Annotated in this window: 18 protein-coding genes; 8 read left to right on the forward strand and 10 right to left on the reverse strand. The window is 73.5% G+C overall.

Annotated elements, in window-relative coordinates; genetic code table 11:
• The first annotated feature begins 75 nt into the window (after positions 1-75).
• Positions 76-2,292: an ATP-binding protein gene (locus WMF44_RS13325; RefSeq protein WP_437299500.1), complete on the forward strand. Its 2,217-nt coding sequence runs from the start codon at positions 76-78 to the stop codon at positions 2,290-2,292.
• Positions 2,293-2,394: 102 nt separating this feature from the next.
• Here WMF44_RS13325 and WMF44_RS13330 read toward each other — a convergent pair whose 3' ends face one another.
• Positions 2,395-3,477: an L-erythro-3,5-diaminohexanoate dehydrogenase gene (locus tag WMF44_RS13330; RefSeq protein ID WP_437299501.1), complete on the reverse strand. Its 1,083-nt coding sequence runs from the start codon at positions 3,475-3,477 to the stop codon at positions 2,395-2,397.
• Between the two features lie 362 nt (positions 3,478-3,839).
• On the opposite strand from WMF44_RS13330, the gene WMF44_RS13335 reads away from it, so the two are divergent.
• Positions 3,840-4,769 (forward strand): DUF4388 domain-containing protein, encoded by a 930-nt coding sequence (locus tag WMF44_RS13335; RefSeq protein ID WP_437299502.1) that lies wholly within the window; start codon positions 3,840-3,842, stop codon positions 4,767-4,769.
• A 167-nt stretch (positions 4,770-4,936) separates the two neighbouring features.
• On the opposite strand, the gene hisD is transcribed toward WMF44_RS13335, so the two are convergent.
• On the reverse strand, positions 4,937-6,319 hold the full coding sequence (gene hisD, locus WMF44_RS13340) for a histidinol dehydrogenase (RefSeq protein WP_437299503.1): 1,383 nt from the start codon (positions 6,317-6,319) through the stop codon (positions 4,937-4,939).
• A gap of 185 nt (positions 6,320-6,504) precedes the next feature.
• Between hisD and WMF44_RS13345 the strand changes: the two genes are divergently transcribed.
• Positions 6,505-7,497 (forward strand): hypothetical protein, encoded by a 993-nt coding sequence (locus WMF44_RS13345; protein ID WP_437299504.1) that lies wholly within the window; start codon positions 6,505-6,507, stop codon positions 7,495-7,497.
• Between the two features lie 54 nt (positions 7,498-7,551).
• Here WMF44_RS13345 and WMF44_RS13350 read toward each other — a convergent pair whose 3' ends face one another.
• Positions 7,552-9,489: a protein kinase domain-containing protein gene (locus tag WMF44_RS13350; RefSeq protein ID WP_437299505.1), complete on the reverse strand. Its 1,938-nt coding sequence runs from the start codon at positions 9,487-9,489 to the stop codon at positions 7,552-7,554.
• Between the two features lie 57 nt (positions 9,490-9,546).
• Complete coding sequence (locus tag WMF44_RS13355) at positions 9,547-10,035, reverse strand: SMI1/KNR4 family protein (protein ID WP_012235099.1); 489 nt, start codon at positions 10,033-10,035, stop codon at positions 9,547-9,549.
• 243 nt (positions 10,036-10,278) lie between these two features.
• On the opposite strand from WMF44_RS13355, the gene WMF44_RS13360 reads away from it, so the two are divergent.
• Positions 10,279-11,094: a uracil phosphoribosyltransferase gene (locus tag WMF44_RS13360; RefSeq protein ID WP_012235100.1), complete on the forward strand. Its 816-nt coding sequence runs from the start codon at positions 10,279-10,281 to the stop codon at positions 11,092-11,094.
• Between the two features lie 58 nt (positions 11,095-11,152).
• On the opposite strand, the gene WMF44_RS13365 is transcribed toward WMF44_RS13360, so the two are convergent.
• The gene (locus WMF44_RS13365; RefSeq protein WP_437299506.1) at positions 11,153-12,232 is read right to left on the reverse strand and encodes a hypothetical protein; all 1,080 of its coding nucleotides are present in this window, start codon (positions 12,230-12,232) and stop codon (positions 11,153-11,155) included.
• 10 nt (positions 12,233-12,242) lie between these two features.
• Positions 12,243-15,080: a protein kinase domain-containing protein gene (locus WMF44_RS13370; protein ID WP_437299507.1), complete on the reverse strand. Its 2,838-nt coding sequence runs from the start codon at positions 15,078-15,080 to the stop codon at positions 12,243-12,245.
• Positions 15,081-15,221: 141 nt separating this feature from the next.
• On the opposite strand from WMF44_RS13370, the gene WMF44_RS13375 reads away from it, so the two are divergent.
• Positions 15,222-16,793, forward strand: a complete 1,572-nt coding sequence (locus WMF44_RS13375; protein WP_437299508.1) for a hypothetical protein — start codon at positions 15,222-15,224, stop codon at positions 16,791-16,793.
• A gap of 91 nt (positions 16,794-16,884) precedes the next feature.
• Here WMF44_RS13375 and WMF44_RS13380 read toward each other — a convergent pair whose 3' ends face one another.
• The 4 genes from WMF44_RS13380 to WMF44_RS13395 form a co-directional block, all read right to left on the reverse strand.
• Entirely contained in the window at positions 16,885-18,069 is a 1,185-nt protein-coding gene (locus WMF44_RS13380; RefSeq protein ID WP_437299509.1) for a CaiB/BaiF CoA transferase family protein, read from the reverse strand.
• A 42-nt stretch (positions 18,070-18,111) separates the two neighbouring features.
• A complete protein-coding gene (locus tag WMF44_RS13385) occupies positions 18,112-18,456 on the reverse strand; it encodes an SCP2 sterol-binding domain-containing protein (RefSeq protein WP_012235105.1) in 345 nt (114 codons plus the stop codon).
• A 202-nt stretch (positions 18,457-18,658) separates the two neighbouring features.
• On the reverse strand, positions 18,659-19,816 hold the full coding sequence (locus WMF44_RS13390; protein ID WP_437299510.1) for an IMP dehydrogenase: 1,158 nt from the start codon (positions 19,814-19,816) through the stop codon (positions 18,659-18,661).
• A 137-nt stretch (positions 19,817-19,953) separates the two neighbouring features.
• Positions 19,954-20,334: a biotin carboxylase N-terminal domain-containing protein gene (locus tag WMF44_RS13395; RefSeq protein ID WP_437299511.1), complete on the reverse strand. Its 381-nt coding sequence runs from the start codon at positions 20,332-20,334 to the stop codon at positions 19,954-19,956.
• 157 nt (positions 20,335-20,491) lie between these two features.
• Between WMF44_RS13395 and xseA the strand changes: the two genes are divergently transcribed.
• From xseA to WMF44_RS13410, 3 genes are read left to right on the forward strand one after another with little or no spacing between them, the layout of a single operon-like run.
• A complete protein-coding gene (gene xseA / locus WMF44_RS13400; protein ID WP_437299512.1) occupies positions 20,492-22,216 on the forward strand; it encodes an exodeoxyribonuclease VII large subunit in 1,725 nt (574 codons plus the stop codon).
• The gene (locus WMF44_RS13405; RefSeq protein WP_437299513.1) at positions 22,203-23,189 is read left to right on the forward strand and encodes a shikimate dehydrogenase family protein; all 987 of its coding nucleotides are present in this window, start codon (positions 22,203-22,205) and stop codon (positions 23,187-23,189) included. Before xseA ends, WMF44_RS13405 begins: the two co-directional genes overlap by 14 nt.
• Positions 23,186-25,375: an amylo-alpha-1,6-glucosidase gene (locus WMF44_RS13410; protein WP_437299514.1), complete on the forward strand. Its 2,190-nt coding sequence runs from the start codon at positions 23,186-23,188 to the stop codon at positions 25,373-25,375. The genes WMF44_RS13405 and WMF44_RS13410 overlap by 4 nt, the downstream gene beginning before the upstream one ends.
• The last annotated feature ends 24 nt before the right edge of the window (positions 25,376-25,399 follow it).

Here is a 25,399-nt window from a genome sequence, read left to right on the forward strand (position 1 = left end):
GCCCCGGCGCCGCCCGGCCCCGCTCCCCGGCGCGTTTTGCGGTCGCCGCGCGGCTCGCCGCGGTAGCCTTCGCGCGTGGCGCCGCTCGGGATCGATCTCCGCACACGGACGACCCTTGTCTGCGGGGCCCTTGCCCTCGCCATCGCGGCGTCGACGCTGCTGCGAGGTCGCGTCCGCCGCGTCCACCTCTTCTTCGCCGCGTTCGCCGCCGACGTCGGGCTCTGGTACCTCTCGCAGTCGCTCTTCGGCTTCTTCCAGGCCTCGATCTGGGAGCGCTTCACGGCGATCCTCGCCGTGCTTCTCCCGCAGTTCGCGCTGCAGCTCTTCGAGGCGATGATCCCCCATGACCCGGATCGGCGCTCGCGGCTGCTCCGGTTCGCGGGGGTGCTCGTCATCCCGCTGTTCGTCCTCGTGCTGGTGAGCCGGGAGCCGGGCTCGTGGCTCGACTGGCTCACGCGCGGCTGCATTTTCCTCTACGTCTTCGCGCTGCTCACCGCGGGGCTGTACACGCTGGGCCAGCGCGGCAAGCAGAGCTCCTCGCGCGCGACGCAGCGCCGCGTGCGGTTCCTCGTGGTGATCGGCGCGCTCGCCGGGCTCGCCAGCGTCGCCGACTTCGCCTGGTTCCTCGGCGCGGAGCCGCCGCCCGTGGGCGCGGCGCTCTCGATCGTGTTCCTGTTCGTCCTCGCCCAGGCCCTCCGTCACGAGCGCCTGCTCGACGCCTACGAGATGCTCGCGCGCCTGCTCGTCGCCACGGCGGTCGCGTTCCTGATCGCGCTGATCTTCTATCTCCTGCTCACGTTCATCGGCGGCTTCAACACGATGTACCTGAACGCGGTGCTCGCCGCGATCGTCATCCTGGTGCTGTTCGACCCGCTGCGGGAGCGCGTCGAGGAGCAGCTCCAGCGCCTCTTCCTGCGGGAGCGGTTCGACCTCGACCGCTCGCTCGCGGAGGCCCGGCGGCGCCTCGTGCACACGCTCGAGGTGGACGAGATGGGCTCGATCGTGATGAGCGCGCTCGAGCAGTCGCGCCGGGTCACGGCGGCGGCGCTCTACCTGCGCGATCAGGACGGGACGGGCTTCGACCGGCTCGCCTCGCTCGGGCCGCGGGTCCCCGAGCGGATCGAGGTGGCGACCGCGAGGGCGCTGCTCGATCGCCTCGACCGCGGGCCGCTCGCGATGGAGGAGCTGGAGCGGGAGGCGCGCGAGCGGCGGGCGCGCCGCAGCCAGAGCGACGCGGACGACGACGGCAACTTCGCGCGGCGGACGGAGGTGCGGCCCCAGGTCCCCGAGGACGCGGTGCTCGCGGCGGCCGAGGTGCTCGGCAGCCTCTGCTCGGGCGTGGTGCTGTGCGCGCGCGACGAGCAGGGCGAGCCGATCGGGCTCCTGGTCGTGGCGGACACGCGCGTGCGCGACGCGTTCTCGCCCGAGGAGCTGACCCTGCTCGAGACGCTCGCCGCGCAGATCGGCGTCGTCCTGGAGAACTCGCGCCTCTACGCGCAGATGAAGGAGCGCGACCGGCTCGCGCTCCTCGGCCAGATGGCGGCCGGGCTCGCGCACGAGATCAGGAACCCGCTCGGCGCGATCAAGGGGGCGGCGCAGCTGCTCGCCGATCCCGTGCCGGAAGCGCAGATCGACGCGGCGTCGCGCGAGTTCCTCGGGATCATCCTCGAGGAGGTCGATCGGCTCGATCGCGTCGTGGGCTCGGTGCTCGATCTCGCGCGGCCGGCGCAGGGCTCGGTCGTCCCGACCGACGTGAACGCGATCGTGCGCCGCACTCTGCAGGTGCTCTCGATCGAGCGCAGGAACGACCAGCTCGAGGTCGAGGTCACGCTCGATCCCGATCTCCCCCGCGTCGCCATCGATCCAGAGCAGCTGCGGCAGGTGCTGATGAACCTGTTCCGCAACGCCGTTCAGGCCATGAAGGGCCGGGGCAAGGTGGTGATCTCGACGCGCGTCCGCTTCGGCCGCGGCACGCGGCCCGGCTCGGGCTCGGACGAGCCGTTCGTCGAGCTCAACGTCACCGACAACGGCCCCGGGATCTCCCAGAAGGTGCTCGCGAACATCTTCCTGCCGTTCTTCACGACGAAGGACAAGGGGACCGGGCTCGGCCTGTCCATCAGCCAGCGCATCGCGCAGAGCGCCGGCGGCCGCATCGAGGTCCGGTCGTACGAGGGGAAGGGGAGCACCTTCGCCGTGATCCTCCCCGCCGCCGTCGACAAGCTGAGCGCGCCGCAGCCGTCGCCCGCGGCGCTTTCGCCCGCCGAGGCGGCCCCTCAGGAGCGGCCCGGCTGAAGCCGGTGGCCCCGGAGGCGCCCGCGGCGCCTGGGCGCGTCCCAGAAGCGCCCGCGGCGTCTGGGCGCATGCGCGCCGCGCGCGTCGCGTCGAGCGGGGCGCTCAGCCGTAGCGCGAGGTCATGAGCCGCTCGAGCGCGGGATGCTCGCGCACGAGCGCGAGCGTGTGCTCGGCGTGTCCGTGGGCGTAGCCGTTGCCGATGTAGAGATCCACGTCCTTGCCGATCCCCTCGGCCCCCAGGGCGGCGGCGGTGAAGCTCGTGCTCATCGCGAAGAAGTACGTCTTGCCGCGATCGCGCGTGGCGACGATCGCGCTGAGCTCCACGCCTGGGACGTTCACGCACGAGAGCGTGAGGTCGGCGCCCGCGTCGCCGGTGAACGGCAGCACGGCGTCGCGCACGGCGAGGGGGTCGCGCGCGTCGAGGACGGCGACGTGGTCGCAGATCGCGAGCGAGCGCAGATCGGCGGCGAGCCCCGGCGACGCCTCGATCCCGATGACGCGCCCGGCGCGGCCGACGCAGCGCCGCGCCTCGGCCGCGCACAGGAGGCCCGATTTCCCGCCCGCGCCGAGCACCACGACGCTGTCGCGCGGGCCGGCGAGGCGCGCCACCTGAGGCGCGGCGCCCGCGACGTCGAGCAGCGCGAGGGCGAGCCGCTCGGGCATGTCGGTCGGCATCCGGGCGAGCGGCGCCGATCCGAAGAGGATCGCGGTGCCCTCGACGTCGATCTGCGCGGACGCGGGCCGCACGGCGATGATCCGGCGGAGCGAGAGCGGCGTGAGCGAGAGCGACGCGAGCGTCGCGACGCGATCGCCGACGGCGACGCCGCGGTGCTCGGCGAGCGCGCCGACCCGACGCACGACGCCGAGCAGCATGCCGCCCGAGCCGGTGACCGGGTTGTGCTGCTTGCCCCGGCGCGCCACCGTCTCGAGGACGAGCCGGGCCACGCCGTCCGGGCTGCCGCCGGAGGCCTCCTCCATCTGGCGGAAGCTCGCGGCGTCGATGTTCAGCGTCTGCACATCGACGACGATCTCGGTCTCGAAGTGGCGCGAGGCGTCGGCGTCCAGCCGCTCTGCCGGCTGCGGCATGGCCCCCGGTGGATCGAGCACGCGGTGCGTGCCCAGCGGATCGCCTGCGGAGAGGGTGGGTCGCGTCGCTTCGGAGCTCACGCCGAGGCCGTTCAACATGCCGGGCTCGAAAGCAAGGGCAATGAGCCGAGCGACCGCAGGATTCCTCGCTGAGGCGGCCCGGCGCGCCGCCCGGGGCCCGGGGGCCCCGGAAACCGGCGGTGCCGACCGTTTCGACGGAGCCAATCGCCCTCTTTCCCTCAAATTGGATACACTCGCGTGCGCCGAGTACGTTGGCCCCTACCCCCGCGGCGCGCCCCTGTGGCGGCCGAGGGAGGGGGGCCGGCGCGTTGCGTCAGGATCGGACGAGCCGACTCATTTGAAAGAACGGACCGGATCTCTTGACCACCTTTGCTCGGTGAAACTAAGCTTTGCCCCCTGCTGGCGCTCTCGTAAGCGCACGAAGGTTTTTACTCCCTGCGATGGATAACCACGCTCCCAAGGTGTCGGCAACGCGGCAACTAGCGTTGCGCTTCATCTCCGGGAAGTACCAAGGCGGCGAATTCCCCCTCGGGGAGCAGCAGGAGATCGTCGTGGGTCGCTCCAGCGACCTCGACATGGTCCTCGTCGAGGACATGGTCTCCCGGCGCCATGCCCGGATTGCCTGCACCGAACAGTCGATTGTGATCGAGGATCTCGGCTCGACGAACGGGACGTTCGTCAACGGCGAGAAGATCAAGAAGACGACCCTGAAGGAAGGCGATCGGGTGCTCATCGGCACCAGCATCCTCAAGGTCGTCTCCACCGACCCGGGCGCGCCGCCGGCGCGGAAACGGATGGACGAGCCATCGCTGAGGAGCGGTCAGACCCGGTCGATGTCCGGGTCGATCGACGAGATCCCGCTCCCGGATCTGCTGCAGCTCTTCGGCACATCGAAGAAGAGCGGCGTCCTCGTGGTCCGCTCCGACGACGACGTCGGCAAGATCTACCTGCGCAAGGGCATCGTGACCTTTGCGACCATCAACGATCTGACCGACGTCCCGCCGCTGAAGAGCGTCTACCGGATCCTCACCTGGGCCGGCGGGACGTTCGACCTCGAGGCGGCCGAGGAGCGGGTCATGACCGGCGAGATCAGCGCGACGGTGCAGGAGCTCCTCATGGAGGGGCTCCGGCAGATCGACGAGCTGAACAACATCCGCCACCAGCTCCCGGACCTGTCGGCGCGCCTGCTCATCCCCCAGCCGCTCAAGCCGCAGCTCCGCGATCTCTCGCCCGTCGATCTCGACGTCCTCCAGGTCGTCTACAACCACGGGCACCTCGCGATGGTCCTCAACAAGAGCCCCGCGACGGATCTGGAGACCGCGCAGTCCGTGTTGAAGATGATCAACGCGGGCTACCTCCGCGCCGAGTGAGCCTGGCGGGGGCGCACGGCGCCGCGAGGCCGCGCAAGGCGGCCGATCGCGGCGGCGCGCGCAGCGCTCGGCTGAGCCGAGAACGATAGGTCAGGGGAGCGCGGTCGACAGCGCGCCCTCGTGCGCCGCGCTCCCGAGGGCGCGGCGCGCCGGGCGGCAGCGCGGTGTCAGGACTGCGACGCGCCGCGCTTCGCGGGGTCGGTCGCCTTGCTCGCGAGGCGGAGCGACACGGCGCGGGCGTGCGCCTGCAGGCCCTCGGCCAGGGCCAGCTTCTCGATGATCGGGCCTTGCGTCCGGAGCGCCGCGCCCGAGTACCGGATGAGGCTCGCGCGCGTCACGAAGTCGTAGACCCCGAGCGGCGCGCCGAAGCGGGCCGAGCCGCCGGTCGGGAGGACGTGGGAGGGCCCCGCGAGGTAGTCGCCCGCGGCGACCGGGGTTAGGTCGCCGAGCAGCGCGGCGCCGAGCGTGCCGATCTCCGAGAACAGCCCCTCGGCGTCGGCGACGTGGAAGGCCACGTGCTCGACCGCGAGCTGATCGGCGATCTCGGCGAGGCGAGCGCGCGAGCCGACGACCAGCGCCGCCGCGTGCGTCGAGAGCGACGCCTGCACGATCGCGCGACGCGTGAGCTCGGGGAGCGCCGCGTCGAGCTCGCGCGCGACCGCCTCCGCCAGCTTCGCGGAGGTCGTCGCGAGCAGCGCGTAGGACGCCTCGTCGTGCTCGGCCTGCGAGAGCAGATCGGCGGCGACGAGCCGGGGATCCGCGGACTCGTCGGCGAGCGCGAGGATCTCGCTCGGCCCGGTGATGCCGTCGATCGACACATCCCCGAAGACCAGCTTCTTCGCGCAGGCGACGTAGGCGTTGCCGGGCCCCACGATCTTGTCGACCGGCGCGAGCTCCGGGAGCCCGTAAGCCATGGCCGCGATCGCCTGCGCGCCGCCCGAGTCGAGCAGGGTCGTCACGCCGGAGAGGTGCGCCGCGGCGAGCGTGGCGTCGTCGGCCGACGGGCTCGCGAGGACGATCTCCCGCACGCCGGCGATGCGCGCGGGGATGGCCGACATGAGCACGCTGGAGGGGTAGCGGGCCTTGCCGCCCGGCGCGTAGACGCCGACCCGGCGCAGCGGGCGCACGCGCATGCCCAGCAGGACGCCCTCCTCCTCGTAGCTGAAGCCGGCCTGCAGCGCGGGCCCGTTCGCCGTCACGTTCGCGGGGCCGAGGTCGCCCGCGTCGCGCTGCCGCTCATGGTAACGCGCGATCCTCGCTGCCGCGGTCTCGAGCGCGGCGCGGACCTCCGGCGAGAGCCTCGCGAGCGCCTCGGCTCCGCCGAAGCCGCCCTCCGCCTCGGGGCCTGCGTGGCGGACGAGCGCCTTCGACGTCCTCCGCTCGAACTTCTCGATGTACCCGAGCACGGCGGACGTCCCCCCGCGCCGCACGTTGTCGATGATCTCGGTCACGGCCGGCGTGACGTTCGCGAGGTCGCCCGTGCCGCGGGTGCGCAGGGCTGACAGGGTGGACTCGAACTGAGGCGAACCTTCGATGTAGATGGGCAGCATGGCTTGATAGGGCCCGGCGCGGTGGAATCTCCGCGTGGACGGCGACACCCCCTACCACACCACCCCGGCCGCCGGTACGTCGGCCGCGCCGCTGCGACCGCCGCGGGCGCGGCAGCGCATCGCGGCGGCCGCCGCGCGTCGCTCCCCGAGTTCCCCGGTCTGAGCGGATCGAGTAGGGTCGCCCGATGCGGTCCGGCTCGTTTGGTCTCGCCTCCACCGCGCTCTCGGTCGTGCTCCTCGCGCTGGCGCCTGCCGTGCTCGTCGGTTGCCCGGAGAACTCCTGCTTCCTCAAGATCTGCCAGGGCAGCAGCTGCCGCTGCTCGATCTCGTCGTGCAGCGACGGCGCCGGCTTCGACACGAAGCAGAACCGCTGCCGGTGCCTGAAGGGCTACCTCTCGGTCGCGGGCCAGTGCCTCACACCCCAGGCGGCGAACGCCTACTGCGGCGTGGGTCGCCACTACGAGGCCGGCGGGTGCGCTCCCGATCGCTGCCGGCCCGGCGACGAGATCGACCAGAGCACGGGCTACTGCGTGCCGCGCGAGCAGGTGGCGACCAACATCGGCGTCGCGGTCGGCGCCGGGCAGAAGCTCGGGTGCCCGCCTGGCCAGGAGCTCATCGTCGACGGTCCGACCGCCGCGTGTGTCCCGCTCTCGCAGACCTGCGCGCGCGACGAGGTCTGGACCGGCCAGGCGTGCGCGAAGGTCGGGCGCTGCCCAACGGGCGCGATGTGGGATCCCGCGCTCGCGCAGTGCGTCCAGTACGCGCAGGGCTCGGGGGAGAGCGGGCTCACGGTCAACGTGGGGCAGTGGGCGTCGGCGAACTACGGGCCCGACGGCGGCATGGGCACGAGCGGCTTCTGCGGCGCCTTCGCGAAGAAGCCGTACAGCTTCGGGATCGTCGAGGGGGCCTCGGCCTACGTCCGCGCCACGGTGATGATGTCCTTCCCGGACGGCGAGATCGCCCGCGGCGTCGTGCAGGCGGTGACGGTGTTCGACGCGAGCGGGAACCCGGTGCCGCCGCGCGGCGCCGCGGAGGTCGATGCGGCGGCGCGCAGCATCTTCGGCACGCTCGTGCTGGGCGGCGGGCGGGCGAGCGCGCCGACCTCGTCGACGACCGTCCGCTGCGCGGTCATCCACGCCGGGAAGCCGCAGCCGGTGCCCGCCGTGGGTGGACTTTGAGCCCGCTCGGCGACGCGCGTTGCCGGGCGGGCTTCAGCGCCAGCGCGCCGATGCTCACATCCTCGACAGCGTGCTCACGACGCGCGTGGCGGGGAGGGCGCTGAGGCCGACGCAGCTGACGACCTTGCCGCGCTCCACCACGAAATTGCTCGTCGAGGGCTCGATCTTCGCGAACTCGACGCTCAGGCGGGCCCCGTCGAAGCTCGCGCGCAGGGGGTGGCCCTCCACCGCGCTGCGGACGTCCTGGCAGGTGCCCCTGGAGCGGGCCGGATCGAACTTGCGCGACTCGGGGGCGATGAAGCGGAGCCGGTCCTCGACGGCGAACACCCCGGTCTCGCCGGGGATCTCGCGCAGCGAGAAGCGGGCCTCGCCCTCGGCATAGTCCTGCGGCGCGAACTGCTCCGGGCGGCGGACCCGGAACTCGAGCGACTCGCCGGCAAGGACGGCCTCGAGCTCGCGCCCGTTGCCGACCCACAGCCCGGTCAGGCTGGCGAGCGGCGACGGCTGCGGCTGCTCCGCGCTCGTCGCCGGGGTGGTGCTGCTCGCGCTGGCCGCCGGGCGCTGCTCCCTCGACGAGGCGGCCCGCCGGCGACCCTCGCGCGGCCTGTCGAGCACGCCCAGCCCGAGCAGCGCGGCGGCCCCGCCGAACATCACGAGGGCCCCGGCGCCGATCGCGAGCCATGAGCCGCGCGCGCGCTGCGACCCCGCAGGCCCGCTGGCCAGCGCAGCGCCCGACGGCGACCGCAGCCGCTCGCGGACCTCGTCGACCGTCGTGGCCGCGGGCGGCGGCGGGCGGCTCGACGCGCCGAGCGGCGCGGCGGCCGCGGCAGGCGCAGGGTGGGCGATCGCGTCGAGCGCGGCGAGCAGCTCCTCGCAGCTGGCGAAGCGATCCGCCCGTTCCTTGGCGCACGCCTTCCGGAGGAAGGCGTCGAGCTCCGGAGGGACGTCGTGACGCACGGCGCTGACCAGGGGGAGCGGCGCCTCCGCGTGCTGCCGCATGATCTCGATGTCGCTCTCGGCGTCGAACGGCACCTGCCCCACCAGCATCTCGTAGAGCACGACGCCCAGCGCGTAGATGTCCACCCGCTTGTCGAGATCGCGGCGCCCGAGGACCTGCTCCGGCGACATGTAATAGAGCGAGCCGATGATCCCCTTGGTCAGCCCGCGCCCCGCGAGCGCGTCCGCCTCGGCCTTGGCGATGCCGAAGTCGGTGACCTTCGCGACGCCGTCCTTGCCGCGGAGGAGCACGTTCGCCGGCTTGAGATCGCGGTGGATCACCCCCTCGCGGTGCGCGGCCGCGATGCCGGAGGCGATCTGCCGGAAGATCGAGAGCGCCTCGGGCAGGGGCATCCGCCGGCGCTCCTCGGCGTACCTGGCGAGCGTCTGCTCGAGGCTCTCGCCGTCGATGTACTGCATGACGAGCCAGAGGTCGTCTCGCTCCGCCACCACCGCCTTCAGGTGGACGACGTTCGGGTGATCGATCTGCGCGAGCGCGCGGCCCTCGGCGAGCGTCCGCGCGCGCACGTCCGGCCGGTGCCCGAGCTCCTGGCGCACCGCCTTCAGCACCACGTGCAGGCCGGTGTGGACGTCCCGAGCGAGGTAGACGACGCCCATGCCGCCCTCGCCGAGCACCCGCTCGACCACGTACTTCTGATCGACGAGCGTCCCCGCCGGCAGGTGGCCGCCCGGCGCGCGCCGCGGCAGCGAGCCCGCCAGCGGCGCGGGGACGACGTGAGGCGCGTGGACGTTCGCCGCGGGCCCGTTCGCGCCGCCGGCCGCGAGGGCCGAGAGGCTGGCCCTGTGCGCTGGATCCTCGGGCGCCAGCGCGCCCAGCAGCGGCTGCCCTGGGACGGTCGCCCGCGGGCCGGGCGCGGGAGGCGCCGAGGCCGCCGCGCCGGCGCCCGCCTCCTTCGCGGTCAGCGACGCGCCGCACGCCACACAGAACCGGGCGGAGCCGGGGTTCTCGGCGTTGCATACGAGGCACCTGGCCATGGCGCGGTCAGCTCGATCCGCGGCGCGCCCGGCGAGCAGCGCGCCGTGGAGGTTACGTCAGGTCCAGTGGCCCGCGCGGAGCGCCGCGGAGTCGATGGTCTTGATCTTCGGCGCGAGCGCCTCGCGGAAGATGGCCTCGTCGTCGTCGTCGAGGCCGCTCTCTCCGAAGCCGGACGCGACCTCCATCGAGGTAGCGAGGATGCGCAGGAACTGCTGGAAGCTCGACGCGCAGAGCTCCGGCTTGAGCGACTCGGTCCCCGTCATGCAGGTGAACACGGGGCAGTCCCCCTCGGCGTCGAGCTTCGAGATGTCGAGGAAATAGGGATCTCCCAGCAGGGCGCTGCGAGCGATGAGGATCCAGCTCTTGCGCCAGCCTGCGAGGGAGCTGTCGCCGCCGTTCGCCTGCTGCTCGGCCGCGAGCTTCTCGGAGGGGATGAGGCGTACACGCTCGACCGGGGTCACCGTCTCGACGTCGAGCGGGTCGGCCTCCTGCAGGAAAGCGCGGTACCTCGCGGGCACCCGCAGCGTCTTGCGCAGCTCTTCCACCGCCGCTGGAGCCGCCTTTCCGAACCTCGCAGGGATGCCTCTTCGGACAAAGGCATCCTTGAGCGCCGTAACCGACTCGGCAAGGTCGCTATCCACCGAACATCCCTTCCTTTGCAAGTCCACCGGGACAGCCCGCTGGGCGGGCGCCCTCATCGCTTCGAAACCACTCCGCTCCCGGGGAGAGCACCGGCGCGCACCCGGAGGAATACCCCGCGCCGGGCCAGGTAGTGTAACAGAAAAACGATGGTCGACGTTGCGTACGCTGAGAGTCGATTCCGGCCCCCCGAAATCGCCCACCGGTACGGTCCGTGCGTGCACCTGCTCGATGACCCGCTCGCATGGACTCTGCTGGCTCGAGCCTGCTCCCCGGAGACGGTCCAGCCCGACGTCGGGCGTCTCGTCGGGGTTCTCTACCAGAACCTGGCGCGCGCCGTCCTCGCCGCCGAGCTGGGGCGTGCGCGCGTCGACATCCCGACCCGGATGATCTCCTCCCACCCGGAGGCCGTGTATCGCGGCGCCGCGCTGTCGCGCGCGACCAAGGCCGTCACCGTGGGCATCGCGCGCGCCGGGACGATGCCCTCCCAGGTCGTCTACGAGCTCTTGAACGAGGTCCTCGATCCCGCGCTGGTCCGGCAGGATCACCTGTTCATGAGCCGGCAGACGAACGAGCAGGGCGAGGTCGTCGGCGCGACCTGGCACGACGCCAAGATCGGCCGCGACGTCGAGGGGCGCCACGTGCTCTTCCCCGACCCGATGGGCGCCACCGGCTCGTCCATGGTCAGCGCCATGACGTACTACAAGACCGCGCTCGAGGGGCGGCCGGCCAAGTGCATCGCCATGCACCTCATCGTGACGCCCGAGTACATCCGCCGCGTCACCGAGGCGCACCCGGACGCCATCATCTACGCGCTCCGGCTCGATCGCGGCCTCTCGCCGGCGCGCGTGCTCAAGACCGAGCCGGGCACGCACTGGGACGAGGAGCGCGGCCTGAACAGCATCCAGTACATCGTCCCGGGCGCCGGCGGCGTCGGCGAGATCCTCAACAACGCCTGGCTGTGAGCGCGAGGGCGTCGCCGCGGCGGCGCCGCGCCGGCGCAGCCGCCTCGCACGCCCGCTGTCAGCGGCCGCGCTTCGAGCGGCGGTTGTGGCCGGCGGCGAGCGCGCGGTAGTCGATGTCCGCGTGCGGCCGGCTCACGGCGGGGCGCAGATCGCTGCAGAGCCGCGTGAGCTCCGCGACCATCGCGCCGAGATCGCTCGCGCCCGCGGCCCTGCGCTGCGCGAGCTCGCCGTAAGCGGCCGCGAGGGACGCGATGCCCTTGCCGGAGACGTGCCCGCGGCGCGACAGATCGACGTAGCTCCGCGCGAGCGCGACGCTGTCGAAGTTGTGGGCGACGACCAGCGACTGCGCGACGCGGAGCACGGCGTGCGCCGCGATCCGGCCGTCCTCGTGGAGGACGAACGCCGCCTGCAGGTAGTTGTAGAAGGGGACGACCCGGTCGCCGAAGATCCGGAAATCCGAGGGCGAGGACTGGCGGTCGAGGTGGATCAGGATGCGCTCGACGACGGGGCCCTTCTCGACGTAGCTCGCGAACCGGATCGCATCGACGATGGTGTCGTCGTACGCGTGCCCGAGCCGCATCACCTCGCCGAGCTCCAGCGGGGTGACCCGGCCCTCGCAGACGTCCGCGTACAGCGAGTAGACGAACGCGTCGGCCTCCGCGTCGTCACCGAGCAGCACCTCGCGGATGAGCGCGCCGCTCGGGTCGCGCTGATCCGCGAGCTCGCAGCGCCGCTGGAGCAGCGCGGGCAGCTTGTAGCCGAGCTGCCCGCGCAGCGCGCGGAAGCGCAGCCGGAGGATGTTCTGCAGGTTGGGCTTCAGCGTGAGCGACGCCCAGCGCGCGCCGTCGAGCCGCAGCTTCTGCTCGATGCGGGAGCGGAGCTGCTCCGGGCTGCCCGAGAGGATGTGGGTCTCGACGCCCGCGCGGCCGAGCTCGCGCAGGAGCGACCCCGCGCCCGGCACGGTGCGCTTCTGATCCGGCCGCTCGATCGCGGTCCGCACGAGGTCGCGCAGCGTGTCGAAGTCGGTCCGGAGGTAGGTCTTGTCGAGGTCCCACCGCGCGATGAACGGCGCGCGCGGCGGCGATGCCGCTGCGTTCGCCGGCGATCCGGGCCCTCGCGATCGTTCCTCGTCGTTCACCGTCTCTCGCTCAGCGCGACATCCACTCGCGCCGCATCTTGTCGAGCGACTGCACCACGTCGCTGTCGGCGCCCTGCCGGGCGAGGTCCATCGCCTCGCGGAGGTACATCGACGCCTCGCCCGTGCGCTCGCGCTGGTGCGCCACGTGCGCCAGCGCGCCCAGGACGAGCGCGCGATCAGGCCCGCCTGGGCCGGCGAGGTCGAGCGCCTCGCGCAGCACGCCGTCGGCGTCGGTCAGATCACCGGCGCGCGCGAGCGCCTCGCCGAGCTTCCGGCTGAAGATGAGGACGGCGCGCACCGGATCGTCGAGCTCGCCCCGGAAGATCTCCCGCCGCGCCAGATCGAGGCCGCGGCGCAGCGCGAGCACGCTGCCGGCGCTGTCCCCGCGCGCGGCGGAGCGGTCCGCCGCCTGCTCGAGGAGCATCAGCGCGACGAACGCGTTCTGCGCGTGGTAGGCGTGGATCGCCTGCACCTCGAGCGGCAGCGCGAGCGGGTCGCCCGCGCTGTCGAACGTCGCCTTGGCGTGCAGATCGCGCCGGACGCCGGCCGGGATCGTCGCGAGCGTCACGTCGCGGAGCAGCGGGTGCGCCGTGCGGATGCCGCTCGAGTGCTCCTCGATCATGCCCGCCGACGCGAGCTTGCCGAGCAGGTCGTCGAAGGCGCGGATGTCCGGGAGCAGGCGCTGCAGCGTGGCCCGGTCCGCCGCGTCGCCGATGACGGCGAGCGCCTGCAGCGTGCGGCGCGCGTCCTGCGGCAGCCGCTCGATCCGCGCGGCGACGAGATCGGCCATCCGCGCGGGCGGATCGCTGCCCCCCTCGAGCGTGTAGCGGACCAGCTGGTCGATGTAGAGCGGCGGCACCGTCGCGGCCTCGCCGCCGAGGACGGCCGGGCTCGCCGCGCTCGGCGGCAGGGCCAGCGGGGTTTGATCGGCGGCGCCGTCCGGCGGGTCGCGCCGCGGCGACAGCCGCAGGCCGCCCATGCTCGGCGGCGTCTTGCGGGCGGCGCGGTGGTCCAGGCCCACGCTGCTGCGGAGGAGCGAGAGCGCGATGTCCTTCGGGAGGCCGCCGAGCGCGCGCACGGCGCCGCCCCACTCGGGCTCGAAGCCCGGCGTGTGGCTGGCGACGATGAGCAGCGCCGCGAGCGGCGGCTCCGCGATCACGTCGGCGAACGCGTTCCGGCTCGCGCCGTCGACGGCGTGCAGGTCGTCGATCGCGAGCAGGACCCGGTGCGGGAAGGCGGTCTGCTGCGCGCGAGAGAGCGCCCAGCGCAGGGCCTCCGCGGCGATGAAGCGGCGATCGTCGGGCGAGAGGCCCCCCGCCGTCGGCTTGTTCCAGGCGTGCCTGCGCACGTCGGTCCCGCGATCGCCCTTGCCGAAGATCTCGAGCAGCCCGCGCCGCGCCTCTGGCGTCGCGCCGCTCCAGTTCGACGCGTTGCCGCCGTCGGGCGGGAGCTCGGCGAGCCCGGCGATCGCCCAGCGGAGCGCGTAGTAACCGACCTCCGCGCCCCATGGGTCCGGGCCGGTCTGGATGACGATGTCGCCCCGGCTCGCGGCGACGTCGAGGAACTCGCGGAGGAGCCGGGTCTTGCCGACGCCGTGCTCGCCGACGATGCGCGCGGCGACGACCGAGCCCTCGACGTCGGCGAGGCAGGTGTCGAGCCACGCGAGGTCGTCCTCGCGCGCCGCGAACGGGAGCGGGAGCGTGGGGGCCGAGGGGGCGCGATCGCGCCGGGCGGCCTGGGGCGCCGCGCGCGGCGCAGGGGCGGGCGAGTGGGCCTGCGCGATCCTGGCGCCGCACTCGCCGCAGAACTTCTGGCCGCGCGGCACGATGGCCCGGCACGAGCCGCAGATGACCGTCGCGTCGGAGAACGAGAAGCGCCCCGAGGGGGTGTCGAACGTCCCGAGCGCCGCGCGCAGCGCCGCCGCGAACTCGTCCGCCGACTGGTAGCGCCGCGCGGCGTCCTTCTCGAGCGCCCGCAGCGTGACCTCGACGAGCGGCTCGGGGATCTCGCGCTCCGGCGCGAGCAGGGCGGGATCGGGCGGCGGCAACGAGAGGTGCATCAGCACCACCTGCGTCGGCGATTCCGCCTCGAACGGGAGCCGGCCGGTCAGGAGCTGGAACAGGATGACGCCGCACGCGTAGAGGTCGCTCCGCGCGTCGATCGGATCGCCGCGCCCCTGCTCCGGGGCCATGTAGTCCGGGGTCCCGCAGACGATGCCGGGGCTCGTGATGTTCGTCGTCGCGACCTCCCCCTTCAGCTTCGCGAGGCCGAAGTCGACGACCTTCACGAAGTCGCCGCCCGAGCGCATCGGCTCGAGCACGATGTTCTCGGGCTTGAGATCGCGGTGGATGATGCCGAGGTGGTGCGCCTCGGCGAGCGCCGCGAGCACCTGACAGAGGATGTCGACGATGCGGCGGAACGGGAGCGGGCCGTCCTCGTAGACGACGCGGGCGAGGTCGCGCCCGCGCAGGAACTCCATGACGAGGTAGAGCTGCCCGCCGTTCTTACCGAAGTCGATGACCCCGACCGAGTTCGGGTGGTTGAGGCGGCTCGCGGCGCGCGCCTCGGTGATGAACCGGACCGACGCGCTCTCGTCGCCGAGCAGGTGGGGATGGATGATCTTGACGGCCACGGTGCGCCCCAGGGCCTTCTGCTCGGCCCTGTACACGCGGCCCATGCCGCCCACCCCGACGAGCTCCAGGATCACGTAGTTGCCAGGGAGCGTCGTCCCGATCAGCGGATCGTCGGACGTCCGGTTGAACTCCGAGATCGGGAAGCCGCACACCGGGCAGAATTTGTGCGCCTGCTCGCACGGATTCGCGCATTGCGGGCAGACCACTGTGGACACGCGCGGGACCTTACCACGTTCGGGATAACGATTGGAGTCGAGGTCTCCCTCGGCCCGCGGGGGCGCCGTCTGGAGGGGGCGGGGAGGCTCGTCCAGCCGTCTGTTAGGTCCTGGATCCTTCTTGGGGTAACCTCGGGCGCGATGGTTACGCCTCGCCTACGTCTCGGTCAGCTCCTGGTCGACGCGCGGATGATCACCCAGGACGCCCTCGAGAGGACCCTGGAGCAGCAGCGCACGGATGGCCGGCGGCTGGGGACGCTCCTTGTCGAGCAAGGGCTCATCAACGAAACCCAGCTGACGCAGATCCTGTCGCACCAGCTCGCCGTCCCCTGGGTGTCGCTCCTGCACATCGAGTTCTCGCGGCAGCTGCTCAACCTCGTCCCGCACGACGTGGCCGAGCGCTACTGCCTCGTCCCGATCTACGTTCGCCACGTCCGCAACCAGGGCGAGACGCTGTACGTCGCGATGGACGATCCGACGAACGAGGACGGCATGAAGGAGTGCATGGCGTTCTCCGGCCTGCCCGTGCGCGCGATGATCGCTCCGCCGAGCGACATCCGGAACGCCATCCGCGTCTATTACGGAGCGCGCGCCCGCTCGGCGCCGCCGCCCGCGCCCGCGAAGCAGGCCCAGGCGAGCGAGCCGCAGTCGCGGGCGCGCCCCGCCGACCCGCCGCCTTCGTCCGAGCTCTCCGGAGCGCCCGAGACCGCGCGCCACGCGGAGGACACGCCGCTGACGCCATCGACGCCGGAGCCCTTGCTGCTCACCAGGCCCGTCTCGCGATCCGGGGCGCGGCTGATGGAGGACGCGGGGCCGGCGATCGAGACCTCCGACGTCGACCCCTCCGACGTGGGCGTCATGGAGGACGAGCTGGCGTGGGAAGCGCCTCGCCCCGCGGCCAGGGAAGTCCGCAGCTCCCCGGAGGAGCGGCAGATCCGCGGCCGGCCGGACGAGCGCTCGCGGCCGACGTTGAAGGTCGCGCCGACGCCCGAGCTGCTCGCGGCGGCGCAGGCGGCACGATCCGCGCAGTCTGCGCAGTCTGCGCAGCCAGCGCAGGCGCAGTTCACGCAGGCGGCCCAGGCGCAGTCCACGCAGGCGCAGGCGCAGGCGCAGGCAGCGCAGCCGGAGCGCCGGAAGACGATGCGCCCGAGCTCCGCGCCGGGGCCCGTCTCGGCCTCCGCCGGCGACGGGGCGCCGAGCCTGGACGGGGCGCCGACGTCGAGCACGCCAGCCGCGGTCCTCCTCGGCGCGGTGCTCGGACGCGCCAGCGCTGCGGCGCGCCCCGTCCCGGAGAGCGTGCCCGACTACGGCGACGAGCCCCCGAGCGAGCGCGAGGTGCGCAACATCCCCGCGCCGCAAGGCCGCGGTCGCCGGCGGATGGTCTCGCTCACCCTGCTCGACGGGACGACGATCACGCTCCCCGCGCGCGGGTCCAAATCCCAGCAGCAGCCGCAGCAGCAGCGAAAAGAAGCCCCGTCCCCCCGCGCCACCGCGCAGTCCGAGCCGCCTCCTCCTCCTACGGCGGACGACTCGGGCCTCACCGCGCGCGATCTGGTCTCCGCGCTGCGCGCGGTGTCGCACGGCGCCGACGCGAGCGAGATCCTCGGCAACAACGTGCGCTGGGAGGCGATGTTCGCCGCGCTCCTGTCGCTGATGCTCAAGAAGCACCTCATCGCCGACTGGGAGTTCGTCGACGAGCTGAAGAAGATCTGACGCGAAGCACGGGCTCGGTCGCCGCTGCCGGCGCGCCGCGCGCGTCTTCGGCGTGGCGCTCGGCGCGCGGCGCGCTCGCGAGCGACGGCCGTCAGCGCTCCTCCCGCGCCGCGCCAGCGCGGATCAGCGCGTCGATGTCCTCTTCCGAGAAGCCCGCGTCGCGGAGCACGGCGCGCGTGTGCTCGCCGGCTCGAGGCGCCGGCGCGAACGCGGCGCCCGCCGGCGTGACCGGCGTCCTCAGCTGGGGGATCCGTCCGCGCGGCGAGGCGATCTCGAACAGGAGATCGCGCGAGGCGAGGTGGGGATCCGCCGCGGCGCTCCGCGGATCGAGGACCGGCTCGAGGCAGCAGTCGCGCTCGGCGGCGAAGGTCTCCCACTCGGCGCGCGTCCTCTCCCGAACGACGGCGGCCAGCTTGCGCTTGAGCTCGGCCTGGTGCGGCCCGGGGACGAGCGCGCTCGGGTCGGGATCGAGCCCGGCGCCCTCGCAGAACGAGGCCCAGAACTTCGGCTCCAGCGCGGCGAGGGCCATCGCGTGCCCGTCCTTCGAGAGGTAGGTGTTGTACGGCGCGAGCCCGCCGGTGAGCGGCGCGGCGCCCGCGCGCGCCGTCTCCCCGACCGCTTCTCCCCCGCTCGCGAGCGCGGCGGCGAGCGTGGGAAGGGCGAAGCCGAGCACGCCGTCGGTCATGGCGATGTCGAGCACCGCGCCCTGCCCGGTCCGCTCGCGCTCGCGCAGCGCGGCGAGGATGGCGATCACGCACCACATCCCGCCGCTCATGTCGGCGACCTGGAAGCCCGGCACCTGCGGCGGCCCCTCGGCGGGCCCCTGCGCGCCGAGGACCCCCGCGCGCGCGATGTAGTTCAGATCGTGCCCCGCGCGCGCCGCCAGGGCGCCCGTCTGGCCGTAGCCGGTCAGCGCGCAGACGATGAGCCGCGGGTTGTCCGCGCGCAGCGCCGCGTGACCGAGCCCGAGCCGATCGAGCACCCCCGGGCGGAACTGGTCGAAGAGCACGTCGTAGCCGGCGACGAGCCGGCGGAAGGCGTCGCGCCCCTCGGGCGCCTTCAGGTCGAGCAGGGCGCTGCGCTTGCCGCGGTTCAAGAGCTGGAACGCCGCGGATTCTCCGGCGATCTGCGGGGGGAGCTGGCGCAGGAAGTCCCCGCCGGCGACGTCCTCGACCTTGTCCACCGTCGCGCCGAGATCCGCGAGCACGAGGGTCGCGAAGGGGCCTGGCAACAGCCTCGAAAGATCGAGGACGCGCGTGTCGATGAGAGGGCGCACGGCGGCGCAGGTGGGCTCGCCCTATCTCGGCCGGCGCCCGGATCAGCCCGCGTTGAGCTGGAACAGCTTCGGGAGCTTCATCGCGAGCATCTGGTTGCCCGTGACCTTCAGCTTGCCCGCGAAGAAGAGCTGCATCGAGTTCGCCTGCGGGTTCTCGTGCAGCTTCTGGAAATCCTCGCTGCTGAGCGAGATCGTGACATCCGCGTTGCCAGGGTTGCCCGAGGAGAGCTTGGGCCCGCTGTCGGACAGGTCGATCAGCCACTCGCCGCCGCCCTCGCCCGTCACGTTGATCTGGTACTTCCCGCCGATCTGCTTGGCCGCGTCCGAATGCTTCACAAGCGCAGCGGGCAGCTCCTCGTTGAACAGTTTCTGGATATCGACGGCCATGGATCGCCTCCGGATGTCGTGTGGGACGTGGTGACTCGAAATCGCCTGGATACCGAGCGCGGTTTACCCGTGCCCGCGCGCGGGAGTCAAGCGAAGCACGACGCCCGCGCGCTGTCTCTTCGCTCCGTCAGGGCAGCCCTGGCGCGCCGTCTCGTCGGCCCATCAGGACAACCCTGGCGCTGGGTTCTTCACGGTGGATGCGTCATGCGCGCGCGCGCGGCGCCTGCGCGGCGGGCCGGGGCGCCTTGTCCAGCGCGGATCGGATCGGGACCATCAGCAGGCGATCGATGGCGACGCGCTGATCGGCGGGCGGCGGGCTCTCCGGTATGCCTTGCATCAGCCGGAGGTCACGGAGCGCGCCGCGATCGAGCGGGCCGAGCGATGTCCCCAGCCCGTCGAGCGGCGGCGTCATCGCGGGCAGCAGACAGACGAGGGAGATCTCGCTGGTACCCTGGCGCACCCACGTTCCCTGGTACACCGCGATCGCCTGCCCGAGCGCCTCCTGGAACACGAACGCGCGCCACTCGAGCGGCGCCGTCAGATCGAAGACGCGGCCGCCGGCGCGCAGCTCGCGGCTGTCGAGGCCGAGGGCGGCGCCGCGCGCGTCGGTCAGGAGGAAGCGCTCGAGGCACCCAGGAGAGCGCAGCGTGAGCTCCTCGAGGAGCGCGGCGAGCGCCGCGGGGCTGAGCGAGATCGGCTCGCCGTCCGGGCCGATCGCCTCGAGCCCGACCTCGTCGGAGCCCACGACGGACGCGTGGTCGAGCAGCGCGGCGAAGGTGCGCCGCGAGGGGCCGTCGAAGCCGGCCCCGATGGAGGACATCCCGGCGCTGGAGCTGAGCAGGGCGACGATGCGATCCCGGCGCGGCGTCGCGAGGAGCGTGACGCCGAACCGCTCGCGGGTGGTGAGCAGCACGTGCTGCGCGGCGCTGCTCTGGCTTCGAAGGAGCAGCTGATCGCCCTCGAGGCTCAGCCCGCGCCGGCTCACCTGCGGAGGGGGCACGAGCTGCCGCCGTCCCCGCGCGAGCAGCGCGACCGCCGCCGTCACGAGGGCGACCGGCAACAGCGCACGGAATATCAGGCCGCGCGCGGTCACGACCAGCACGAGCGCGGCCAGGAAGAGCGGGATCGCCCAGCGCCGCCGGGTGTCCGTGCCCCCCGCCGGCCTCACGTCGGGAGCGGTCGCGTCGAACCACCGGGCCCGGGGGAAAGGCGTCACGGCGGCGTCGCTCGCCCGCTCGCCCGCGCGCTGCGTCGCCGGCCTGCCTGTCGCAGAGGGAGGCTCGTGGGCTCGGACCTCGATCGACGGGAGCATCGCGACGGACCCAAGCGGGTCCTTCTGGCCCTTCGCCTCGCGTCCCATCGCACCTCCACCCCGGCCGAAAGTTGGCGGTAGAATAGCATTGACCGAGGCCGGAGCGAGGGGACTTTGGGACAACGCGCTGCGTAGGGTGCTGCGCGTTGTCGATGACCCGCTCGGTTACGACCGGTTACGACCGGTTACGACCGGTTACGACCTGCGAGGACGTCCCTGGCGGGTCGCGGATGGCGTGCGCTGCGACGTGTCACGCGGCGTTGCGATCCCCCTTCGGCGACGAGGTCCGCTCGCATGCTTCCTCGAACTCGCGGTTTTCCGTGCCCGAGATGGATGGCGCCTGCCCCGGAACGCCTGGTGACGCGGCAGATCCGGTCGAAGCGGAGGTAGCTCTCGACCGCAGGCGCGGGGCCGATGGCGTACGACGCGCTCGCGAGGCGGACATGGAGGTGATCGCCGCCTGCGTCGCTGCAGACAACGATGCCCTGGAGGCCGGCCTCATGCAGCGATCGGAGGACTCGCGCGGCGATCTCACCGCGGTCGGGGAGGAGGACCTTGCGGATCACGAGCCGGCCCTCTCACACGAAATCGCCTCCGCGAGCGGCCCGTCGCTCCGCCGCTCCGCGCCGAGCCTCGCCGCGCGCCCGACGGCGGGCTCGCCTGACGCGGGATCAGGCCCGCGAGAGTCTTTCCACAGGCCGAGCAAAAGGGTACGTCTGCCCTGTGCAGCGCCGCGATATCCCGCCCGAGCTCTCGTTCGCGGCCCTTCCCGTCGCCGAGCCTCGCGAGCTCACGGGCCCGCCGCCCTCGCGCCGCCAGCGGGGCGCCGAGCCGGAGGTGGTCTCGGTCGCGGAGCTGGATCGCCGGCTGAAGCGGATCCTCGAGGGGTCGACCGCGGACGTACGCGTCGAGGGCGAGATCTCGGGCCTGCGCGTCGTGGGCAGCGGCCACGCCTACTTCACGCTCAAGGACGAGAGCGAAGAGGCGGCCATCGACTGCGTGATGTACAGGACCGCGGCGCCGCGCGCGCGGAAGCTGCTCGCCGACGGCGCGCGCGTCGTGCTCACCGGCCGCGCCACGGTCTACGTGCCTCGGGGCCGGCTCCAGTTCTCCGCGGACGACGCGCGCCTCGCCGGCCGCGGCGCGCTCCTGGAGGCGCTCTTCCGCCTCAAGGAGAAGCTCGCCGCCGAGGGGCTCTTCGCGCCGGAGCGCAAGCGCAAGCTGCCCGTCGATCCACGGATCATCGGCGTCGTCACGAGCGGCGACGGCGCGGCGATCCACGACATCGTGACCGTCGCGTTCCGCCGCGGCGGCGCGCGGCTGATCCTGGCGCGCACGCCGGTGCAGGGCGCCGGCGCAGGGCAGCGGATCGTGCGCGCGATCGCGCTGCTCGAGGAGTTCCCGGGCATCGAGGTGATCATCGTGGGGCGCGGGGGCGGCTCGGCCGACGACCTCAGCGCGTTCAACGAGGAGATCGTCGTCCGGAAGGTCGCGGCCGCGCGCGTGCCGATCGTGAGCGCCGTGGGGCACGAGATCGACGTCGCGCTGACCGACCTCGCCGCCGACGCGCGCGCCGCCACGCCCTCGCAGGCAGCAGAGATGCTCGTCGCGGACGCGGCCGCGCGGCGCGCGGCGCTGGAGCACCTCGAGGCCCGCATGCGCCGCGCGATCGCCCACCGGCTCCGGGGCGCTCGGGCCGATCTCGACCGGCAGCGCGCCCGGCTCGGCTCGCCCGCGCAGATCCTGGCGGAGCCCCAGCAGCGCATCGACGACGCCATGGCGAGGCTCCGGCGCCGCATGGAACGCATCCTCGTCGAGGACGGCGCCGCGCTCCAGCGCCTCGATCGGAGGCTCGCCGCGCGCCACCCGCGCGCGGTGCTCGCGGGCGCCCGCGGGGCGCTCAGGCCGCTGTCGGTGCGCCTCGCCGCCGCCGCGCACCGCCACGTCGCCCTCCTGCGGGAGGGCTTCGCGGGCGACGTGGCCCGGCTCGAGGCGATGTCGCCGCTCCGCGTGCTCGCGCGCGGCTACGCCATCGCGACGGACGCGTCGGGGCGCGCGGTGCGCGATCACCGCGAGGTCGCGCCGGGCGATCCGATCGCGGTGCGCGTGCACCACGGCGCGCTGCTCGCGCGGGTCGTCGTCACCGCAGGTCCGGACGAGCCGCTCGTCGAGGGCCACGCGCCCGCGCCGGCAGCGTCGGCCGCGGCGGCCGCGGCGGCGCCCGCGCCGCCTGCGCGCCAGGGCGGCGGCCCGCGCGCCGCGTCCGGCCGCGCGCCGAGGCGCAAGAGGACGCAGCCCGGCGCGCCCGCGTGCGAGCAGCTCGGGCTCGGCTTCGCGGCCGAGGAGCACGCCCCGACCCTCGGTCGCGCGGGCGCCGCCGGCCAGGTCTCGGTGGGGCAGGGCGGCGCGGAGGCCGGCCCTGAGGAGAGGCACCATGTCGAACGCTGAGCGGCGAATGTTCGGTCTCGTGGGGCACCCGGTGGGCCACTCGGTCTCGCCGGCGATGCACTCGGCCGCGTTTCGGGCGCACCACCTGCCGCACATCTACAGCGCGTTCGACGTGCCCACCGGCGCGGAGCTCGCGCGCTTCGTCAGCGACATCCGGAGCGGCCTTATCTCCGGCGCGAACGTCACGATCCCGCACAAGCGCGCGATCATGTCGATGGTCGACGACGTGGACGCGAGCGCGGCCGACGTCGGCGCCGCGAACGTCCTCTGCGCGTCGGAGGCGCGGCGCGTGACCGCGTACAACACCGACGTGGTCGCGCTCCGCGACGAGCTCGCGCTGCTCCTGGGATCCGCCCCGCCCCGCGGGGACGATCCGGAGGGGCCGTACGGCGCGCGCTCGATCCCTCGCCAGCGCGCGGTGATCATCGGCGCGGGCGGCGCGGCGTTCGCGGCGATCGCCGCGTGCAAGCTGCTCGGCTATCACCTCATCAGCGTGACCACCCGCTCGTGGACCAGCACCGAGGCGATGCTCGAGTCGCCCGCGGGGCAGCGCGCGTCCGAGCTCGGCGCGCTCACCGCGCCCTGGCCGATCCCGACCGACAGGTCGATCAGCAGCAAGTCCTCCGTGGCGCTGCGGCTCAACTGGAGCGAGTTCACCGTCGCCGCCGACCTGATCATCCAGGCCACGAGCGCCGGCATGCTCGGGGGGCCGCCCGGGGAGGAGGTCACGGGCATCATCCCGTGGGACGCGCTCTCGCCGGGCGTGTGCCTCTACGATCTCGTCTACAACCCCCCGGTGACGCCCTTCCTCCGGACGGCGCGCGAGCGAGGGCTCCGCGCCGAAGGCGGGCTCGGGATGCTGGTCGGCCAGGCGGCGCAGTCCTTCACGCTCTGGACCGGCCTCCCGGCGCCGGTCGAGGTGATGCGCGCCGCAGCCGAGGACTCGCTCAGGAAGGCAACCGGCGGTCGATGAGCTCGGACGGATCCCGGCGGAATTTTCCGACCCACGACGCGCTGTCGTCCACGCCCGCGGCGCACCGCGGCCAGGGCGCCGCGCTCGAGCACGCCTCGCCGTGGCCGCACGTCGAGGTGCGGGGCCAGTTCTCGATCGCGCGGAAGGAGTGGCTGCACACGAACGGCGCGGGGGCCTACGCGAGCTCGACGATCGCCGGCATGCACACCCGCCGTTACCACGGCCTGCTCGTCGCGGCCCTGGACCCTCCGCGGCGCCGGCACGTCATGCTCTCGCACGTCGACGTCTGCGTCCGCCCGGTCCGGCAGCAGGGCGCGCCGTCCGAGCGCCGCGCCTCGTGGCCGCGGTGGGACCTCGCCAAGCACCAGTTCCCGGGCATCGATCCGGAGAGCAGCTCGTTCTACCTCGAGCGCTTCGATCAGGATCCGCTCCCGCGCTGGGCGTACGCCGTCCCGGGAGGCGAGCTCGAGGTGACGCTCGGCCTCGTGCGCGGCGAGAACGCCGCCGTCCTCCGTTATGCCTGGAGCGGGGCGGATCCGGTGATGCTGACGCTGCGCCCGCTCCTCGCCGCCCGCCATATCCACCAGCTGCTCCGCGAGAACGGCGGGATCTCGCAGAAGGTCGAGCTGCGCGCAGGGGCGGCGCGCGGCGAGCCCGGCTCGGGGCGCGACCGCCCCGTGATGGGCGAGGTCCGGGTGCAGCCGAACCGCGCGCTGCCGCGGATCTGCTTCCGCTACCAGGGCACGTTCGTCGGCTCGCAGGACTGGTGGCGACGCTTCGAGTACCTCGGCGAGCAGGATCGGGGCCTCGACTTCCTCGAGGATCTCTGGACGCCGGGCCATTTCGAGACGGTGATCGGCGCCGAGCCGGTGCACCTGCTCGTGGCGGTGGGCGCGCTGCCCGACGACGAGCCGGAGAACCTCCTCGCGGCGGCGAGCGCGGCGATCCGCGCCGAGGACCCGGGGCCCCGGCGCCCGCTCCTGGAGCGGAAGCTCTCCATCGCGGCCGAGGCGTTCCGCGCCGACGCGGCGGCGCGGCCCAGCGTCATCGCGGGCTACCCCTGGTTCGAGGTGTGGGGCCGCGACGCGCTCATCTCCCTGCCCGGCCTCTACCTCGTGCCGCGCAAGACCGAGGCGGCGATCCGCGTCCTCCGCGCGATGATCGACGCGATGCAGGACGGCCTCGTGCCGAACCGGCTCCCCGACGCGGGCGAGCCGGCGGACTTCCACGCGGCCGACGCGACCCTCTGGCTGTTCGAGGCGGCTCGCCTGCTCGCGGACGCGGTCGGCGACACGCACCCGTTCGTGGCGGGCGAGCTGCTCGGCGCGCTCCGCGACGCCTTCGAGGCCGCCGTGCGCGGGACCCGGAACGGGATCCACGTCACCGCCGACGGCCTCTTCGCCGCCGGGCGCCTCGGCGAGGGCGCCGTCGACGGGCTCACGTGGATGGACGCGCGCGTGGCGGGCCGCGCGGTGACCCCGCGCGCCGGTTGCCCGGTCGAGCTCACGGCGCTGTGGGCGAGGGGGTCGGAGACGCTCGCGCGCCTCGCGCGGGCCGCCGGCGACGCCCGCCTCGCGGGGCGGGCGGAGGCGGCCGCGAGCGCGGCGCGCCGGGGCTTCGCCGCCCGCTTCTGGTGCGAGGAGACCGGCTACCCGTACGACGTCATCTCGGAGCGCGCGGACGGGGAGGGCGCGTTCCGCGACGCGTCGATCCGCCCCAACGCGCTGATCGCCGTCGCCGTCGATCCCGCCTGCTTCACGCCGGAGCGGGCCGCGTCGCTGCTCGAGCGGGTCCGCCTGGAGCTCGTGACCCCCGCCGGCGTGCGCACGCTCTCACCGTCCGATCCGGCCTACGCGCCCCGGTACCAGGGAGGCCCCGAGGCGCGCGACAGCGCCTACCACCAGGGTACGGCCTGGCCGTTCCTGCTCGGGTTCTACGCGCGCGCCGCCCGGCGCTTCTCCACGCTCGGCGAGCACGTGATCCCGCTGCTGCACCGGCTCGCGGCCTCCGCGGCCGCGAACGAGATCGCGCTCGGCCAGGTGCCCGAGGTCGCCTCCGGCGAGCCGCCGCACCACCCTGGTGGCAGCTTCGCGCAGGCCTTCAGCGTGGCAGAGCTCCTGCGCCTCGTCGCCTGGGACCTGCCCGCCCAGGACCCAGGCAGCGCCGCGGGCGCGCCGCCGCGCTGATCCACGCCGGCCCACGCCGGCCCG

The organism is Sorangium sp. So ce426, from assembly GCF_051475585.1.
In the GTDB taxonomy this organism is placed as follows: domain Bacteria; phylum Myxococcota_A; class Polyangia; order Polyangiales; family Polyangiaceae; genus Sorangium; species Sorangium cellulosum_B.